This is a genomic window from Pedobacter sp. 01N416, from assembly GCF_056399685.1.
Map to the genome: position 1 here is coordinate 1 of NZ_JBFTRT010000877.1, position 1,287 is coordinate 1,287.

Below are 1,287 nucleotides of genomic sequence, written 5' to 3' on the forward strand. Positions count from 1 at the left end.
GCTTTTTCTTGACCAGGTGGTAGCGGAGCGGTTTCTTTTTGATGATGCGATGTCCTATCAGATTAGTGAAAAACTTTACAAGAAGAATAGGAAGTTTTTTGATGAGGAAATTTTTTTTAGGTTCGATTTCGACTTATTCGAGTATAGTGTTAGCCTAACGGGTGATCTCATGTCCAAATATCAACCTGATTATTATAGTGAATTGCCGTCTTTATTTAAATCAGATAAATAGGAAGTACTTTAAACTCAAATATCCGATATTTTTGGGTATTTGAGTTTAATGGATTTAGTATAAAATGAGGTAATGTATTTTGATATTTAACGGGATAGCACCGCCTGCTCATCGCTATCCAGACCGCAGTTCCGGTAGTCTTTTGGAACCGCCGCCAGCAGCTCTCGATGCGCTGTCCGAAGGTTTAATGCGTCGTAATTGGAAAAATACAAAACCATATTTTGCTTTTTAGCGATATCCTTTAAAGCAGTAACAATATCAGGGATAAGTGCCCGGATATTTTCCCTTCGATCGAGTTCCTGCTGCCTGGTTTTAAGCCAATAGAGAAAACCACAGGAAAGAATAAATAGCAGAACCTTTACAAATGCAGGAAGATCATCAAACCAGTTTTGTTTTTGATATGGAGGTTTTTTTGGAGGCATTAATTAAAACAGTTAAGCAAATATAACATTTCAACAAGCTTTCTCGTCAGCTGGCTTTGCCTTCGGTAAAACCTATGCCTGTTTAAATCATTAACGATATAGTTGATCCGAAAGGATTCGAACACAAAATATGTGCTTATGTGGTCATAAGCATGATTGCAAAATTAACGTAAAAATAGAAAACCACCTTTAAGTTGCCTTAAAGATGGTTTTTGAATTTCTGTGGACCTTCTGGGATTCAAACCTTGGGTCACTTTGTGGTTGTAACAGATAATCTGAATTTTTTATTGTGAGAGATCATCTGCCACCATTCCCAGAATTTCCATGGTTTTATGGTGAAGGTTCGATATAAAATTTTATTGGTGTTATTGGGATGTCTATTCTTAAAACTTTCAAATCTTAGTTCTGCCATTTCGAAGTTTTGTATGGTTCCAGGTTGCTCTGTAAAGGTGAAGCTTTTATCTGCATTTTGATAGCTGTAGTTTTCTCCAATAAAATAATATACAGGTGGTAAATTGCTGATGATTATTATCCCTAGGATGATGATCAATATTGTCTTATTTCGTTTTTTCATGTTTCAATTAATTACATGGGCCTTTACTTTCGGGCATTTTTCCTCCACCTTCGTTGATG

At 36.0% G+C, this 1,287-nt stretch carries 3 protein-coding genes; 1 reads left to right on the top strand and 2 read right to left on the bottom strand.

Translation table 11 applies throughout. The features are described from left to right. The coding region (locus AC1DND_RS28055) for a hypothetical protein (protein ID WP_477586159.1) at positions 1-232 on the top strand (232 nt) is incomplete at its 5' end. An 86-nt stretch (positions 233-318) separates the two neighbouring features. On the opposite strand, the gene AC1DND_RS28060 is transcribed toward AC1DND_RS28055, so the two are convergent. Further along, positions 319-654, bottom strand: a complete 336-nt coding sequence (locus tag AC1DND_RS28060) for a hypothetical protein (protein WP_477586161.1) — start codon at positions 652-654, stop codon at positions 319-321. A 250-nt stretch (positions 655-904) separates the two neighbouring features. Beyond that, positions 905-1,228 carry a hypothetical protein gene (locus AC1DND_RS28065; RefSeq protein ID WP_477586163.1) on the bottom strand — a complete coding sequence of 108 codons (324 nt, stop codon included), beginning with the start codon at positions 1,226-1,228 and terminating at the stop codon, positions 905-907. Between the last annotated feature and the right edge of the window lie 59 nt (positions 1,229-1,287).

Coding starts and splice junctions, on each gene's coding strand:
- AC1DND_RS28060 (WP_477586161.1), bottom strand. CDS start 654: ATGCCTCCAAAAAAACCTCCATATCAAAAACAAAACTGGTTTGATGAT.
- AC1DND_RS28065 (WP_477586163.1), bottom strand. CDS start 1,228: ATGAAAAAACGAAATAAGACAATATTGATCATCATCCTAGGGATAATA.